Origin of the sequence: Rhabdaerophilum sp. SD176 (assembly GCF_030143245.1) — a bacterium.
Classification (GTDB): domain Bacteria; phylum Pseudomonadota; class Alphaproteobacteria; order Rhizobiales; family Beijerinckiaceae; genus Rhabdaerophilum.
Genome location: NZ_JARJNS010000007.1, coordinates 39586 through 54411 on the forward strand (window position 1 = coordinate 39586; position 14826 = coordinate 54411).

Annotated in this window: 14 protein-coding genes; 8 read left to right on the plus strand and 6 right to left on the minus strand. The window is 67.0% G+C overall.

Annotated elements, in window-relative coordinates:
- Complete coding sequence (gene paaG, locus P0652_RS16390) at positions 1-795, minus strand: 2-(1,2-epoxy-1,2-dihydrophenyl)acetyl-CoA isomerase PaaG (protein WP_284179945.1); 795 nt, start codon at positions 793-795, stop codon at positions 1-3.
- A 262-nt stretch (positions 796-1057) separates the two neighbouring features.
- Here paaG and P0652_RS16395 point away from each other — a divergent pair, with 262 nt between their 5' ends.
- The 8 genes from P0652_RS16395 to pcaF all read left to right on the plus strand — a co-directional run bounded on the left by P0652_RS16395 (position 1058) and on the right by pcaF (position 11012).
- Positions 1058-2200, plus strand: coding sequence for an ABC transporter substrate-binding protein (locus tag P0652_RS16395; RefSeq protein ID WP_502947545.1), 1143 nt, complete (start codon positions 1058-1060; stop codon positions 2198-2200).
- Positions 2201-2339: 139 nt separating this feature from the next.
- On the plus strand, positions 2340-3212 hold the full coding sequence (locus tag P0652_RS16400; protein WP_284179947.1) for a branched-chain amino acid ABC transporter permease: 873 nt from the start codon (positions 2340-2342) through the stop codon (positions 3210-3212).
- The gene (locus P0652_RS16405; RefSeq protein ID WP_284179948.1) at positions 3212-4159 is read left to right on the plus strand and encodes a branched-chain amino acid ABC transporter permease; all 948 of its coding nucleotides are present in this window, start codon (positions 3212-3214) and stop codon (positions 4157-4159) included. The genes P0652_RS16400 and P0652_RS16405 overlap by 1 nt, the downstream gene beginning before the upstream one ends.
- Entirely contained in the window at positions 4156-4941 is a 786-nt protein-coding gene (locus P0652_RS16410; RefSeq protein ID WP_284179949.1) for an ABC transporter ATP-binding protein, read from the plus strand. The genes P0652_RS16405 and P0652_RS16410 overlap by 4 nt, the downstream gene beginning before the upstream one ends.
- Positions 4934-5632: an ABC transporter ATP-binding protein gene (locus tag P0652_RS16415; RefSeq protein WP_284179950.1), complete on the plus strand. Its 699-nt coding sequence runs from the start codon at positions 4934-4936 to the stop codon at positions 5630-5632. The genes P0652_RS16410 and P0652_RS16415 overlap by 8 nt, the downstream gene beginning before the upstream one ends.
- A 29-nt stretch (positions 5633-5661) precedes the next feature.
- Entirely contained in the window at positions 5662-7719 is a 2058-nt protein-coding gene (paaZ, locus tag P0652_RS16420) for a phenylacetic acid degradation bifunctional protein PaaZ (protein ID WP_284179951.1), read from the plus strand.
- Positions 7720-7724: 5 nt separating this feature from the next.
- Positions 7725-9800: a 3-hydroxyacyl-CoA dehydrogenase NAD-binding domain-containing protein gene (locus P0652_RS16425; RefSeq protein ID WP_284179952.1), complete on the plus strand. Its 2076-nt coding sequence runs from the start codon at positions 7725-7727 to the stop codon at positions 9798-9800.
- A 9-nt stretch (positions 9801-9809) separates the two neighbouring features.
- Positions 9810-11012 carry a 3-oxoadipyl-CoA thiolase gene (gene pcaF / locus P0652_RS16430; protein ID WP_284179953.1) on the plus strand — a complete coding sequence of 401 codons (1203 nt, stop codon included), beginning with the start codon at positions 9810-9812 and terminating at the stop codon, positions 11010-11012.
- A gap of 10 nt (positions 11013-11022) precedes the next feature.
- Here pcaF and paaE read toward each other — a convergent pair whose 3' ends face one another.
- The 5 genes from paaE to paaA form a co-directional block, all read right to left on the minus strand.
- Positions 11023-12099, minus strand: a complete 1077-nt coding sequence (paaE, locus tag P0652_RS16435; protein ID WP_284179954.1) for a 1,2-phenylacetyl-CoA epoxidase subunit PaaE — start codon at positions 12097-12099, stop codon at positions 11023-11025.
- A gap of 156 nt (positions 12100-12255) precedes the next feature.
- The gene (gene paaD / locus P0652_RS16440; RefSeq protein ID WP_284179955.1) at positions 12256-12774 is read right to left on the minus strand and encodes a 1,2-phenylacetyl-CoA epoxidase subunit PaaD; all 519 of its coding nucleotides are present in this window, start codon (positions 12772-12774) and stop codon (positions 12256-12258) included.
- Between the two features lie 4 nt (positions 12775-12778).
- On the minus strand, positions 12779-13531 hold the full coding sequence (paaC, locus tag P0652_RS16445) for a 1,2-phenylacetyl-CoA epoxidase subunit PaaC (protein WP_284179956.1): 753 nt from the start codon (positions 13529-13531) through the stop codon (positions 12779-12781).
- Positions 13531-13818, minus strand: a complete 288-nt coding sequence (gene paaB / locus P0652_RS16450) for a 1,2-phenylacetyl-CoA epoxidase subunit PaaB (RefSeq protein ID WP_284179957.1) — start codon at positions 13816-13818, stop codon at positions 13531-13533. The genes paaC and paaB overlap by 1 nt, the downstream gene beginning before the upstream one ends.
- A 10-nt stretch (positions 13819-13828) precedes the next feature.
- Positions 13829-14824, minus strand: coding sequence for a 1,2-phenylacetyl-CoA epoxidase subunit PaaA (paaA, locus tag P0652_RS16455; protein WP_284179958.1), 996 nt, complete (start codon positions 14822-14824; stop codon positions 13829-13831).
- Between the last annotated feature and the right edge of the window lie 2 nt (positions 14825-14826).

The following is a 14826-nucleotide window of genomic DNA, read 5'->3' on the forward strand; positions in this document are numbered from 1 at the left end:
TCAGCGCCCCTCGAAACGGGCTTCCCGCTTCTCCATGAAGGCGCGCACGCCCTCGGCATAATCCGCGCTGCGGCCGAGTCGGCGCTGCGCATCGCGCTCGTCATCAAGCTGCGCGTCGAGCCCCTGCGTGAAAGCTTTCTGGATCAGCGCCTTGGTCTCGGCGAGGCCCAACGTGGGCGCGTTAGCAAGGCTCATGCCCAGCTTCATCGCCTCCTCCATCAGGGCAGCATCCTCCACCGCGCGATAGATCATGCCGATCCGCTCGGCTTCCTCCGCCGGCACCGGAATCGCCAGCATCGCCAGCGCCTTGGCCCGGGCCTCGCCGACAAGGCGCGGCAGCATCCAGGTGCCGCCCGAATCCGGGATCAGCCCGATCTTCGAGAAGGCCTGGATGAATTTCGCGCTTTTCGCCGCCAGCACGATGTCGCAGGCCAGAGCGAGATTGGCCCCCGCCCCGGCGGCAACGCCATTGACCGCCGCGATGACCGGCTTCGGCAAGGCGCGGATCGTCCGGATCAGCGGGTTGTAGAAGCTCTCGAGCGTCTGGCCGAGATCGGGCGCGGCGCCGCCTTCCGGTTGCACGCGGTCCGACAGGTCCTGCCCTGCGCAAAAGCCGCGCCCGGCGCCGGTGAGGATCACGGCGCGGCAGGAATCATCCGCTGCCAGCGTATCGATCGCCGTCCGGAGCGCACGGTGCTGCGCCTCGTTGAACGAATTCAGCCTGTCCGGGCGGTTGAGCGTGACCACCGCGAGGGCGCCATGCCGCTCCAGAAGAACCGGTGAGGGTTCAGCCATCCTGCACTCCTTATCGTTCGTCCCGCCGGTCTTCTTTTTGCGGGGTCGGGCGATGGCATTTCGCAAAACCCACTTGACTAACTGACCGGTCGGATAATTATCTTGGGAAGACGACGGGATTGTCAACGGGCTTGTCAGACCCGGTCAAAAACAGATCCGATCTGCCGGCAAGGCAGACGGCACGGTGGAAACGCAATGGATAGGCTGACCATCCGGTCGGGCTATCCCAACAGGGAGAGAGTGCATGTCCATACAAATGGGAATGACGCGCCGCCTCGCGCTGGCGGCAGGGATCGGCGCCATGATGGGTGCCGCGCCGGCTTTGGCGCAGGCCGAGATCAAGATCGGTGCCGTCCTGTCGGTGACAGGCCCGGCCTCCTTCCTCGGTGATCCGGAAAAGCGGACGCTGGAAATGGAAGTCGAGGCGCTCAATGCGAAAGGTGGCCTGCTGGGCCGCAAGATCCGGCTGATCGTCTATGACGATGCCGGCGATGCCAATGCCGCCCGCACTTTCGCCACGCGCCTGCTCGAAGAGGACAAGGTCTCGGCGATGGTCGGTGGCTCGACCACCGGCACCACGCTCGCCATGGTACCCGCATTCGAGGATGCGCAGGTGCCCTTCATCAGCCTTGCCGGTGCGATCCAGATCATCAAGCCCGTGCGGAAATGGGTGTTCAAGACCCCGCATACTGACACCATGGCCTGCGAGAAGATCTTCGAGGACATGAAGAAGCGCGGCGCCGTGAAGATCGGCATGATCTCGGGCACCGACGGTTTCGGCAAGTCGATGCGCGATCAATGCGTCGGCGTCGCCGGCAAATACGGGATCGAGATCCTGCACGAGGAAAGCTACGGCCCGCGCGATACCGACATGACGCCGCAGCTCACCAACATCAAGAACAAGGCCGGCGTCCAGGCGGTGATCAACCCCGGCTTCGGCCAGGGCCCGGCCATCGTGACGCGCAACTACCGCCAGCTCGGCATCACCGTGCCGCTCTACCAGAGCCATGGCGTGGCCTCGAAGCAGTTCATCGACCTCGCCGGCCCGGCAGCCGAGGGCGTCCGCCTCCCGGCCGCGGCTTTGCTGGTCGCCAGCAAGCTCCCGGACAGCGACCCGCAAAAGAAGGTCGTGACACAATACACCGCCGACTACACGAAGAAGACCGGCCAGCCCGTCTCGACCTTCGGCGGCCATGCCTACGATGGCTTCCACATCTGGAAGCAGGCAGTGGAACGCGCCAAGACCGACAACCCGGCCAAGGTGCGTGACGAGATCGAGAAGACCAAGGGCTATGTCGGCACCGGCGGTGTGGTGAACATGTCCGCGACCGATCATATGGGCCTCGATCTCTCGGCCTTCCGCATGCTGGAAATCAAGAACGGCGACTGGACCCTGGTCCAGTAACCGCCCGGTTCCCTGGCACCTTGTTCTTGCCAGGAACCGCGCAGCGCTGACGAAGCCATCCGAAATGGCTTGGATTGCTTCGTCACATTCGCGCCTCGCAGTGACGGGTGAGCGCGATGCAACCGGGAACAGAGGTGTCATGCCCGAATTGCTGCAATTCGCCTTTTCCGGCCTGACGGTCGGCGCGGTCTATGCGCTGGTCGCGCTCGGCTTCACGCTGATCTACAACGCCTCGGATGTCGTGAATTTCGCGCAGGGCGAATTCGTCATGCTCGGCGGGATGATCACGGTGTTCCTGCACCTTGCCGGCCTGCCGCTGCCGATTGCTGCCGTCGCCGCGATCCTGATCACCGTGCTGGTCGGCCTCGCGCTCTATGCCTTCGCGATCGACCTCGCCCGCGGTTCCGGCGCGGTGCAGATCATCATCATCACCATCGGCGCCTCGATCTTCCTGCGCGGCGTGGCGCAGGTCATCTTCGACAAGCGCTTCCACGCCCTGCCGGCCTGGTTCGGCAGCGAACCGATCCGCCTCGGCGGCGCGGCCATCCTGCCGCAGAGCCTTGTCGTGCTGGCCGGTGCCGCGCTGATTGTCGCGCTCATCTTCCTGATGATCGACCGGACGATCCTCGGCCGCGCCATCCTCGCCACGGCCACCAACCGGCTGGCGGCGCGCCTTGTCGGCATTCCCGTCCGCCGCATCGTCGCGCTCTCCTTCGCGCTGTCCGCCGCCATCGGCGCGATTGCCGGCCTGCTCGTCACCCCGATCACGCTGACCAGCTACGATGTCGGCACGCTGATGGCGCTGAAGGGCTTTGCCGCTGCCATGCTCGGCGGCATGGGCAGCGCGCCGGGCGCCATTGTCGGCGGCGTCCTGCTCGGCCTCGCCGAGAGCTTCGGCGCCGGGCTGATCTCGTCGAAATACAAGGATGCCATCGCCTTCCTGATCATCCTCTTCACCCTGTTCGTGCGGCCGCAGGGCCTGTTCGGCAAACGATCCACGGAGCGGGTCTGATGGAACGGCTGCTCCGCAACCGCTGGGCCCTCGTCCTGGCCCTGGCCCTCGTGTTGGCCGCCCTGCCGCTGGTCTTCCCGTCGAACTATTATTTCCGGGTTGCGGCGCTCGTGAACATCTTCGCCCTCGCCGCGATCGGCCTCAACCTGCTGATGGGCTATGCCGGGCAGGTCAGCCTCGGCCATGCCGGCTTCATGGGCATCGGCGCCTATGCCGTGGCGATCGGCGCCAGCCGCTTCGGCCTGAACGGCGCGGTCGCCATGCTGGCCGGCGCGGCAATAGCCGGGCTGCTGGCCTTCCTCGTGGGACGGCCGATCCTCCGCCTGAAAGGCCACTACCTCGCCGTGGCCACGCTCGGCCTCGGCCTGCTCATCTCGATGACGCTGACCAACGAGGCCGGCTGGACCGGCGGGCCGGACGGCATGGCCGTTCCCCGGCTCGAACTCTTCGGCCTGCGGCTGCGCGGACCGGATACCTGGTACATGATCAGCGCCGGCGCGCTGGTTCTCGGCGTGATCCTCGCCCTCAACCTGATCGAGAGCCCGACCGGCCGTGCCATGCGCGCCATCCATGACAGCGAGATCGCCGCCCGCGTCGTCGGCGTCGATGTTGCCGCCTACAAGCTGAAGATCTTCGTCATCTCGGCCATTTATGCCTCGATCGCCGGCTCGCTCATGGCCTTCCTCAACGGCCATATCACGCCGGATGGCACGGCCGGGTTCCTCCGCTCGGTGGAACTCGTGACGATGGTCGTGCTCGGCGGGCTCGGCTCGGTCCTCGGCGCGATTGTCGGCGCGGCGATGCTCGTCATCCTGCCGCAGGCGCTGACCATCTTCCACGAATACGAGCATCTCCTGCTCGGGCTGATCATCATGGCCAGCATGATCCTGCTGCCGCGCGGGGTGATCCCCTCGCTGCTTGCGCGCCTGCGCGGAGGCGGAGCATGAGCGCCCTTCTGGAAACCGAGAACCTGTCCATCGCCTTCGGCGGCATCACGGCCGTCGACCAGGTCTCGCTTGCAGTCTCGCCCGGCCAGATCCATTCGGTCATCGGGCCGAATGGTGCCGGCAAGACCACGTTGTTCAACCTGATTTCCGGCCTCTACCAGCCCTCGGGCGGCCGCGTGAACCTGGCGGGCGAGGAGGTCACCGGCCTGCCGCCGGAACAGCTGGCCCGGCGCGGCCTCTCGCGCTCGTTCCAGAACCTGCAGATCTTCTTCCGCATGAGCGCGGTCGAGAATGTCATGGTCGGCTGCCATCGGCATGAGCGCACCGGCATCCTCAGCCATCTCCTGGCCCTGCCGAATGTGCGGGCCGAAAACCGCAATTCGCGCGAGATTGCCATGGCGCAACTGGCGCGGGTCGGCCTTGCCGATCTCGCGGAAAAGGAAGCAGGCTCACTCTCCTACGGCGCGCTGAAGCGGCTCGAGATCGCGCGGGCCCTCGCCACCGAGCCGCGTATCCTCCTGCTCGACGAGCCTGCCGCCGGCTGCAACGCGGTGGAAACCGAGGAGATCGACCGCGTCATCCATGACGTGGCGAAAGCCGGCATCGCGATCCTGCTGGTCGAGCATGACATGCGGCTGGTGATGCGCATCTCCGACGAGATCACCGTGCTGGAGCGCGGCCGCAAGCTGGTCTCCGGCAAGCCGGATGCCGTGCGCGAGGATCCGCGCGTCATCGCCGCCTATCTCGGAACCTTCGGCAGCGAGGAGGCGAACCGTGCTTGAGATTTCCGGCCTGACCTCGGCCTATGGCCGCATCGAGGTGCTGCACGGCATCGGCCTTGCCGTGCCGGCCTCGCAGCTCGTCTGCCTGATCGGCGGCAACGGCGCCGGCAAGACCACCCTGCTCCGCGCGATTTCCGGCGTGCAGCCGCTGAAATCCGGCACGATCCGCTTCGACGGGCAGGACATTACCCGCCTTTCGGCCGAGGAACGCGTGAAACGCGGCATCGCGCAGGTGCCGGAGGGCCGGCAGATTTTCGGCAGCCTCACGGTGGAGGACAACCTCAATCTCGGCGGCTGGCTCCATGGCGGCGGCACCGCTTCCGAGCGTGATGCGATCTATGCGATGTTCCCGATCCTCGGCGAGAAGCGCAACCTCGCCGCCGGCGGCCTCTCGGGCGGCCAGCAGCAGATGCTCGCCATCGGCCGCGCGCTGATGAGCCGCCCGCGCCTGCTGCTGCTGGACGAGCCTTCGATGGGCCTCGCACCGGTGCTGGTCGAGCAGGTTTTCGGCGTGATCGAGAGCCTCCGGGACAAGGGCATCACCATGCTGCTGGTGGAGCAGAATGCGGCCGCCGCGCTCGCCAAGGCTGATTTCGGCTACGTCATCGAGACCGGCCGCATCACCCATTCCGGGCCCTCGGCCCAGCTGATCGGCGACCCCAAGCTACGGGAAGCCTATCTCGGCATCTGACGGCAAGAGACAGGAAACAGGAGATCGCCATGGGCATTCAGCGGCTGCATTCCTACGCGGCAGGTCATTGGCATGCCGGCACCGGCAGCCCGGCCCTGCTGGTCTCGGCGATTGACGGCGCGCCCGTGGCCGAGGCGACGAGCGGCGGGCTCGACATGGCGGCCATGCTCCGCCACGCCCATCGCCGGGGTGGCCCGGCCCTGCGCGCGCTGACCTTCCACGAACGCGCCAGCCTGCTCAAGGCGCTCGCCCAGGCGCTGACCGCCCGCAAGGAGGAGCTTTACGCCCTCTCCGCGCTGACCGGCGCCACCCGCGCCGACAGCTGGATCGACATCGATGGCGGCATCGGCACGCTCTTCGTCTATGCCTCGAAGGGCAAACGCGAATTGCCGAACGAGACCTTCCTTGTCGATGGCGCGGTCGAGGGCCTGTCGCGCAACGGCACCTTCCTCGGTCAGCATATCCGGGTTCCGCGCGAGGGCGCTTCCGTCCAGATCAACGCCTTCAACTTTCCGGTCTGGGGGATGCTGGAAAAGCTTGCCCCGGCGATTCTCGGCGGCATGCCGGTCATCGCCAAGCCGGCCACCGCCACGGCCTATCTCGCAGAAAAAGCCGCGCGGATCATCGTCGAGAGCGGCATCCTGCCCGAAGGCGCCTTCCAGTTTGTCGCCGGCTCGACCGGCGACCTGCTCGACCACCTGACCAGCCAGGACATGGTCGGCTTCACCGGCTCGCTCGCCACCTCGACGCGGCTGCAGGCCAACGCGAACATCCTGAAGAACGCGGTCCATTTCACCGCCGAGCGCGACAGCCTGAACTGCTCGATCCTCGGCCCGGATATCGAGCCCGGCTCGCCGGATTTCGACATTTTCATCAAGGAAGTCGCCCGCGAGATGACGGTGAAGGCCGGGCAGAAATGCACGGCCATCCGGCGGATCATCCTGCCCGCCTCGCGGATGGAAGCCGTGCAGGCGGCGCTGTCGAAGCGCCTTGCCGGCGTGGCCGTGGGCGATCCGCGGCTGGAAACCACCCGCATGGGCCCCCTCGCCTCGCTCGACCAGCGCGCCGATGTCCGGGCGCAGATCGAGCGGCTCCGGGCGGAATGCGACATCGTCTGGGGGGATCCGGATGCCGCCAGCCTGAGCGGCGTCGATGCGGTGAAGGGCGCCTTCGTCACACCGATGCTGCTCGCTGCGCGTGATGCCCAGGCCGCCGAGCGCCCGCATGATACCGAAGCCTTCGGCCCGGCTGCGACCCTGCTCGCCTATGGCGATCTCGACAACGCCGTTGCCCTTGCCCGCAGGGGCGATGGCTCGCTGGCGGGCTCGCTGGTCACGCGCGATCCGGAGATTGCCCGCCGGGTGATCTTCGGCGCCGGCGCCTTCCATGGCCGGCTGCTGGTGCTCAATGCCGATTGTGCCGCCGAATCCACCGGCCATGGCTCGCCCATGCCGCATCTCGTTCATGGCGGGCCCGGCCGGGCCGGCGGCGGCGAGGAACTCGGCGGCATCCGCGCGGTGATGCATCACATGCAGCGCGTGGCCTTGCAGGGCTCGCCGGCCATGCTCACGGCCCTGACCAAGAGCTATGTGAAGGGCACGCCCGAACCGGTGAGCCCGGCCCATCCCTTCCGCCTCGCTTTCGAGGACCTGGTGCCCGGCCAGAGCTTCCACTCGCCCGAACGCGTGATCACGCTCGCGGATATCGAGCATTTCGCCCATTTCACCGGCGATACCTTCTACGCCCATATGGACGAGGAGGCGGTGAAGGGCCACCCGTTCTTCCCCGGCCGCGTCGCCCATGGCTACCTGCTGCTCTCCTTCGCCGCCGGTCTTTTCGTCGAACCGAAGCGCGGCCCGGTCCTTGCCAATTACGGGCTCGACAACCTGCGCTTCCTCAAGCCGGTCACCCCCGGCGAGTCGATCCGTGTTCGCCTGACGGTCAAATCGAAATCCCCCCGGAATGCCGCTTACGGCGAGGTGCGTTGGGATGTAGAAATCACCACGGGCACCGGTGAGACCGCCGCGACCTATGACCTGCTGACCATGAATGCCTATGCGGAACCGGCCGCGACGGCAGCGGAGTGACACGCGTGATCCATCTCCACCCGAGGGGACAGGTAACCCTGCTCGAGATCGACAACCCGCCCGTGAATGCCACCTCGCAGGCGGTGCGGCAGGGCCTGCTCGACGCCATCGAACGCCTCGATGCCGACCCGGCTGTCGGGGCGATCGTGATTGCCGGCGCCGGCCGGACCTTCACCGCCGGCGGCGACATCACCGAATTCGGCAAGCCGCCGCTCCTGCCCCATCTGCCCGATGTCATCACCCGGATCGAGGCCTGCGCGAAGCCGGTCGTCGTCGCCTGGCATGGCACGGCCCTGGGTGGCGGCTGCGAGATCGGCCTGGCCGCGACAAAACGGATCATCGCGCCCGATGGTTCCGTTGGCCTCCCCGAAGTGAAACTCGGCCTGATGCCCGGCGCTGGCGGCACCCAGCGCCTGCCGCGCCTGATCGGCCCGGTTGCCGCGCTCGATCTCATCGCCTCGGGCCGCATGGTCAGCGCGAAGGAAGCGCTGGCCCTCGGGCTGGTAGATGCGATGGCCGCCGGCCATCTACGCGACGAGGCGATCGCCCTTGCCGAGAGCCTGATCGGCCAGCCGCTGGAACGCCTTTCGGCGCGCCCTGTTCCTCCCGCCGATCCGGTGGCCTGGGATGCGATGGTGGCGAAGGTGAAAAAGGACGCGAAGGGCCGGATTGCCCCGCTCGCGGCGATCCAGCTTGTCGAGACCGCCCGGGCCGAGCCCTTCGCCAGTGGCCAGCCGAAGGAGCGCGCCACCTTCTTCGACCTGATGGCCTCGCCGCAATCGAAGGCCCTGCGCCACATGTTCATGGCCGAACGCGAGGTCGCCCGCGTGCCGGAACTCGCGGGCATCGCCCCGCGCGAGATCGGCCATATCGGGGTGATCGGTGCCGGCACGATGGGCTCCGGCATCGCGGTGGCCTTCCTCGATGCCGGCTTTTCCGTCACGCTGATGGAGGCCAGCGAGGCCGCGCTCCAGGCCGGGCTCGACCGCGTCAACGGCCTGTATCTCCGATCGGTCAAATCCGGTCGCATTGATGAGACAATCCGGCTCGAGCGCCTCTCGCGCCTGACGCCGACCACCGAGATCAAGGCGCTTGCCGAAACCGGGCTCGTCATCGAGGCGGTTTTCGAGGACATGGCGGTGAAACTCGATCTCCTCGGCCGCCTCGGCGCGGCCCTGCCGGCGGAGACGATCATCGCGACCAATACCTCCTATCTCGATCTCGAGGTCATGGCTGATGCCCTGCCCCATCCGGAGCGCTTCATCGGGCTGCATTTTTTCTCGCCCGCCCATGTGATGAAGCTGCTCGAGATCGTCCGCGCCCGGCGGACCTCGAAGGAAGTGCTGGCGACCGGCCTCGCCATCGGCCGTCGCCTCAGGAAGATCGCCGTGATCGCCGGCGTCTGCGACGGCTTCATCGGCAACCGCCTGCTCGCCCGCTATCGCGCCCAATGCGAGTTCATGCTCGAGGAAGGCGCGCTGCCGCAGGAGATCGATGCCGCGCTGGAGGCTTTCGGCTTCGCCATGGGCCCCTTCGCCGTGCAGGATCTTGCCGGGCTGGACATTGCCTGGGCGCGCCGGAAACGCCTCGCCGCCACGCGGGACCCCGCCGCGCGCGACGTGCCGCTGGTCGACCGGCTCTGCGAGGCCGGGCGCTTCGGCCAGAAAGCCGGCAAGGGCTGGTATCTCTATGTCGATGGCAAAAGGCAGGTCGATCCGGAGATCGACGCGCTGGTCCGGTCCCATGCCGCCGGCACCGGCCGGGCGCAACGCAGCTTCACCACCGCCGAAATCCAGAGCCGTGTGCTGACCACCATGGTCAATGAAGGCGCGCATATCCTCGCCGAGGGCATCGCCGCCCGGCCGCTCGATATCGATCTCGTGCTCGTCAACGGCTATGGCTTCCCGAACTGGCGCGGCGGTCCGATGCACTACGCTGACGAGACCGGCCTGCCGCGCCTGCTCGCCGAGGCCGAGGCCATTGCCGCACGGGACGGGCAGGCCTATGCCGTCGCCCCGCTCCTGCGCGAACTGGCCGCCAGCGGCCGGACCTTCGCTTCGCTCAATACCCCCGATCGCTGAGGATTTCCCATGACCAACGCCTATCTCGTGGATGGCACGCGCACACCGATCGGCCGCTATGGCGGCGTCCTCGCCTCTGTCCGCCCGGATGACATGGCCGCCCATGCGATCCGCACCTTGATGGCGCGCTTCCCTGCTGAACTGGCCGGCGCGGTCGACGAGATCATCCTCGGCTCCGCCAATCAGGCCGGCGAGGATAACCGCAACGTGGCCCGCATGGCCGGGCTGCTGGCGGGCCTGCCGGTGGAGATCCCCGGCACCACGGTCAATCGCCTTTGCGGCTCCGGCCTCGACGCCATCGGCATGGCGGCACGGGCCATCAAGGCCGGCGAAGCTGAACTGATGATCGCCGGCGGCGTCGAGAGCATGACGCGTGCCCCCCTCGTCATGGGCAAGGCGCAGGAAGCGTTCCAGCGTTCGGCCGAGGTGTTTGACACCACGATCGGCTGGCGCTTCGTCAACCCGCTGATGAAGGCGCAATACGGCATCGATTCCATGCCGGAAACGGCGGAGAATGTCGCGGAAGACTATCAGGTCAGCCGCGCGGATCAGGATGCCTTCGCCCTCCGCTCGCAGGCCCGCGCCGCCGCCGCACAGCGGAACGGCCGCCTCGCCCGCGAGATCACGCCCGTCACCATCCCGCAGAAAAAGGGCGATCCGGTTGTCGTCGACAAGGATGAGCATCCGCGCGAGACAACGCTCGAGAAGTTGGCCAGCCTCGGCACGCCCTTCCGCAAGGGCGGCTCGGTGACAGCCGGCAACGCCTCCGGCGTCAATGACGGCGCGGCCGCCGTGCTCGTCGCCTCGGAAGCCGCGGTGACGCGCTTCGGTCTGACGCCGCTGGCCCGGATCACCGGCCTCGCGACAGCCGGCGTGCCGCCGCGCATCATGGGAATCGGCCCCGCCCCGGCCACGCAGAAGCTCTGCGCCCGGCTCGGCCTGAAGCCGGCGGATTTCGACGTGATCGAGCTCAACGAGGCCTTCGCCGCCCAGGCCCTGGCCAGCCTGCGCCTGCTCGGCCTGCCGGATGATGCGGAGCATGTGAACCCGAATGGCGGCGCCATCGCGCTCGGCCATCCGCTCGGCATGTCCGGCGCGCGGCTGGCCCTCACTGCCGCGATCGAAATGAAGGATCGCAGCGGCAAGCGGGCGCTCGCCGCCATGTGCATCGGCGTCGGCCAGGGCATCGCATTGGGGCTGGAGGCGGTCTGACCCCCTCCCCTCACATCTGGTCGAAATCCACCGCCAGCCTGTCGCCGGTGGGGCGGCACTGGCAGGCCAGGACATACCCGGCCTCGACCTCCCAGGGCTCCAGGCTGAAATTCACGTCCATGCTGGCCTCGCCATCCGTCACCTTGGCGCGGCAGGTGCAGCACATGCCGCCCCGGCAGGAATAGGGCACGTCGAGGCCCGCGCGCTCCGCCGCCTCAAGCACGGTCTCGCCGGGTTGGAGCTCAATCGCATGGCTCTGGCCGTCATGCGTCAGGTGCAGCGGGATGCCCTTGGCCATCGAACCCGAAGGCTTCGGCCTCGCCCCCGCCGCGCGCGGCGCGTTGGCGGTGAACAACTCGACATGGATCCGCTCCGGGCTGGCGCCCATTTCGGTCAGCACCGCCTTCGCATCGGCAATCATCGCTTCCGGGCCGCAGAGATAGATGTCGTCGATCGCCTCGATCCCGCCGAGGGTTTTCACCAGCAAGGCGATCTTCTCCGAAGTCATGCGGCCGTTGAGCAGGTCGATATCCTGCGCCTCGCGGCTGAGAATGTGGTGCACGGCCAGCCGGCCGAGATGCCGGTCCTTCAGGTCCTCGAGCTGTTCGCGGAACAGGATGCCGGCGGAATTCCGGTTGCCGTAAAACAGGGTCAGCCGGCAATCCGGGTCCCGGGCCAGCCGCGTGCGGATGATCGAGAGCACGGGCGTAATGCCCGAACCGGCCGCGAAGAATACGAGATGGCCTCCCTTGCCCTCGCGGCTGGCCGCGCCGAACCGGCCCATCGGCGTCATCACCTCAAGGGTGGTGCCCGCTTGCAGCGCCCGGTTGGCGAAGGTGGAGAAGGCCCCGCCCTCGACTTCCTTGATCGCGACGCGCAGCTCGCCCTCATCCTCGCCGGTGCAGATCGAATAGGAACGCCGCAACTCCTCGCCCTCGATCACCGCGCGCAGGGTGAGATATTGCCCCTGCTCGAAACGATAGGCTTCCGACAGCTCCGCCGGGACCGCGAAGGCGATCGACACAGCATCCGGGGTTTCTCGGCGGATCTCGCGGATCGGCAGGGCATGGAAGCGGGGCGATGACATGGTGGCGTTTCCGTTTGGGTTTACAACGTCATGGCCGGGCCTGTCCCGGCCATCCACGACTTTGCAGGCAATTCACGATACAGTCGTGGATGCCCGCCCCAAGGGCGGGCATGACGACAAAAAACCAGTCGTTGGCAGGACACCCCATCCACCCCCTCAGATGCATTTGAAATAATCGAACGGCTCGCGGCAGCTCAGGCAGCGCCAATGCGCCTTGCAGGCGGTGGAGCCGAATTCGGAGACACGCTCGGTCTCGGCCAAGCCGCAATGCGGGCAGGCCACCGCCTCCACCCCGAACAGGGCCGCGCGGCCCTTCGCCTTGCCGACCGGCGGCGCGATACCATAGGCGCGGAGCTTTTCCTTGCCGGCCTCGCTCATCCAGTCGGTCGTCCAGGCCGGGCTGAGCGACAGCCGGACCTTGCGCCGTGTGATCCCCGCCTTTTCAAGCGCGAGATCGACCTGCAGCGCGATCATGTCCATGGCCGGACAGCCGGAATAGGTCGGCGTGATCGTGACCTCGATCCCCGCCTCGCCCCGCGTGACGGCGCGCAACACGCCGAGATCCTCGATGGTCAGGACCGGCACTTCCGGATCGCAGACCGAAGCGGCCGCTGCATGGGCTGCCGCCAGTTCGGCATCGCCGGCTTCCGGCGGAAAGCTCAGCAGCGCACCCATCGCGTCACCACGTCGCGCCGGGATAGGTGCGCTGCAGGAATTGCAGGTCACTCAGCAGATGGCCGAGATGCTCGGAATGCTCGCCGCGGCGGCCACCGGTCTGCATCCAGCCATCCCTCGGGCGTGTGAGCAGCGCCTCGCCGAAGACATGGTCGATCGTGCCATTCCAGACCGGCCGGATCACCGCCGGATCGACGGCGATCCCGGCATCGATCAGGGCCTGCTCGACGCCGTCCACCTCGAACATCTCGCCGGTGAAGGGCCAGAGATCGTCCAGCGCCTCCTTGAGCCGGGCCGCGCTTTCCTCGGTGCCATCACCGAGGCGGATCACCCATTCGCCGGTATGGCGCACGTGATAGGCCATCTCCTTGACGGCCTTCGCCGCAATGGCCGCCAGCGTCTCGTCCTTCGAGGCCGCGAGGCGCTCGAAATACGGATGCATGAAGGCGGCATAGAGGAACTGACGCAGGATCGTGAAGGCGAAATCGCCGCGCGGCCGCTCGACCAGCAGGATGTTCCGCCAGTCCGGGCAATCGCGGAGATAGGAGAGGTCATCCTCGCTGCGGCCCTTGCCCTCGATCGCGCCGGCATGGGTGTAGAGATTGCGCGCCTGCCCGATCAGGTCGAGCGCCATATTGGCAAGCGCGAGGTCTTCCTCGAGCATCGGCCCGTGGCCGCACCATTCCGACAGCCGATGCCCGAGCACGAGGGCATTGTCCGCAAGCCGGAGCGTATAGGTGAAGAGCGGCGTTTCCATCACATATGCCCCACTTCCTCCGGCACCTCGTAGAAGGTGGGATGGCGGTAGATCTTCGAGGCTGTCGGCTCGAACAGGGCGTCCTTGTCCTGCGGGTCGGAGGCGGTGATGGCGCTCGAGGGCACCACCCAGATCGACAGCCCCTCGCCCCGGCGGGTATAGACATCGCGCGCGGCCTGCAGCGCCATCTCGGCATCGGGCGCATGCAGCGAGCCGCAATGGCGATGGCTGAGCCCGGTGCGGGAGCGGATGAACACTTCCCAGAGCGGCATGGTCTTTTCGGTCATGGTGATCCCCTTATTCCGCCGCGATCTTCGCCGCAGCCTTGCGGGCCGCGCGCTTTTCGGCATGGGCCAAAGCGGCCTCGCGCACCCAGACGCCTTCGTCATGCGCCTTCTGGCGTGCCTTCAGCCGCTCGCGGTTGCAGGGGCCCTCGCCGCGCACCACGCGGTTGAATTCGCTCCAGTCGATCGGGCCATGCTCCCAATGCCCGGTCGCCGCGTTGAAGCGGAGATCGGGATCGGGGAAGGTCAGGCCGAGAAAATGGCCCTGCGGCACGGTGGCATCGATGAATTTCTGGCGCAGGTCATCGTTCGAGAACCGCTTGATCTTCCAGGCCATGTTCTGGTCGGAATGCTGGCTGTCCTTGTCGGACGGGCCGAACATCATCAAAGCCGGCCACCACCAGCGATTGAGCGAATCCTGCGCCATCTTCTTCTGCGCCGGGCTGCCCTTGGCCAGCGTCATCACGATCTCGTAGCCCTGGCGCTGGTGGAAGCTCTCTTCCTTGCAGATGCGGATCATCGCCCGCGCATAGGGCCCGTAGGAGCAGCGGCAGAGCGGGATCTGGTTCATGATCGCCGCGCCATCGACCAGCCAGCCGATCATGCCCATATCGGCCCAGCTCGGCGTCGGGTAGTTGAAGATCGAGGAATACTTCGCCTTGCCGGTCAGCAATTGCTCGACCAGTTCCTCGCGGCTCACGCCAAGCGTCTCGGCGGCGGAATAGAGATAGAGCCCGTGGCCGCCCTCGTCCTGTACCTTGGCCAGCAGCGCGGCCTTGCGCTTCAGCGAGGGCGCGCGGGTGATCCAGTTGCCCTCGGGCAGCATGCCGACAATTTCCGAATGGGCATGCTGGGAGATCTGCCGCACCAGCGTCCGGCGATAGCCTTCCGGCATCCAGTCATTCGGCTCGATCTTTTCCTCGGCATCGACACGGGCCTGGAACCGGGCGCGCAACTCGGGATCGTCAGCATGGGCCTTCTCGGCCACGTTCAGCGCCTGAGCATACATTC

What these genes read in the sequence shown, in the direction of transcription:
- paaE (WP_284179954.1), bottom strand. Translation starts at nt 12,099, where the DNA reads ATGTCATCGCCCCGCTTCCATGCCCTGCCGATCCGCGAGATCCGCCGA.
- paaG (WP_284179945.1), bottom strand. Translation starts at nt 795, where the DNA reads ATGGCTGAACCCTCACCGGTTCTTCTGGAGCGGCATGGCGCCCTCGCG.
- paaB (WP_284179957.1), bottom strand. Translation starts at nt 13,818, where the DNA reads ATGACCGAAAAGACCATGCCGCTCTGGGAAGTGTTCATCCGCTCCCGC.
- pcaF (WP_284179953.1), top strand. Translation starts at nt 9,810, where the DNA reads ATGACCAACGCCTATCTCGTGGATGGCACGCGCACACCGATCGGCCGC.
- paaA (WP_284179958.1), bottom strand. Translation starts at nt 14,824, where the DNA reads ATGTATGCTCAGGCGCTGAACGTGGCCGAGAAGGCCCATGCTGACGAT.
- paaZ (WP_284179951.1), top strand. Translation starts at nt 5,662, where the DNA reads ATGGGCATTCAGCGGCTGCATTCCTACGCGGCAGGTCATTGGCATGCC.
- P0652_RS16395 (WP_502947545.1), top strand. Translation starts at nt 1,058, where the DNA reads ATGACGCGCCGCCTCGCGCTGGCGGCAGGGATCGGCGCCATGATGGGT.
- P0652_RS16410 (WP_284179949.1), top strand. Translation starts at nt 4,156, where the DNA reads ATGAGCGCCCTTCTGGAAACCGAGAACCTGTCCATCGCCTTCGGCGGC.
- paaD (WP_284179955.1), bottom strand. Translation starts at nt 12,774, where the DNA reads ATGGGTGCGCTGCTGAGCTTTCCGCCGGAAGCCGGCGATGCCGAACTG.
- P0652_RS16400 (WP_284179947.1), top strand. Translation starts at nt 2,340, where the DNA reads ATGCCCGAATTGCTGCAATTCGCCTTTTCCGGCCTGACGGTCGGCGCG.
- P0652_RS16405 (WP_284179948.1), top strand. Translation starts at nt 3,212, where the DNA reads ATGGAACGGCTGCTCCGCAACCGCTGGGCCCTCGTCCTGGCCCTGGCC.
- paaC (WP_284179956.1), bottom strand. Translation starts at nt 13,531, where the DNA reads ATGGAAACGCCGCTCTTCACCTATACGCTCCGGCTTGCGGACAATGCC.